Origin of the sequence: Shewanella sp. S1-49-MNA-CIBAN-0167 (assembly GCF_040310145.1) — a bacterium.
GTDB lineage: Bacteria > Pseudomonadota > Gammaproteobacteria > Enterobacterales > Shewanellaceae > Shewanella > Shewanella psychromarinicola.
This window is the reverse complement of the sequence record NZ_JBEOPO010000528.1, coordinates 1-231: the sequence shown is the minus strand read 5'-3', so window position 1 is coordinate 231 and position 231 is coordinate 1. Positions and strand designations below refer to the sequence as shown.

Below are 231 nucleotides of genomic sequence, written 5' to 3'. Positions count from 1 at the left end.
AATATATCTAGCATCTCAGTTTTGGCAAATTGATGCCTTTGTGGCAATGACATAGTTTGCACTTTGCCACTATCATCAGCAGTATTGCCAACCCCCTTCTGCTGACCACGTTTTAAGGCTTCGGCCGCAAACGACTGTAGCCAACGTTCAGCCTTAATACTGTCAAGAAACAGGCCGCCTAACATTCCCACACTCATTCCAACGGCAATATACAATAAGGTAAATTTGAGC

Annotated in this window: 1 pseudogene; it reads right to left on the bottom strand. The window is 44.2% G+C overall.

The window, feature by feature from the left end:
• Positions 1-231: pseudogene (locus AAEZ00_RS22290) on the bottom strand (permease); the annotation flags it as partial.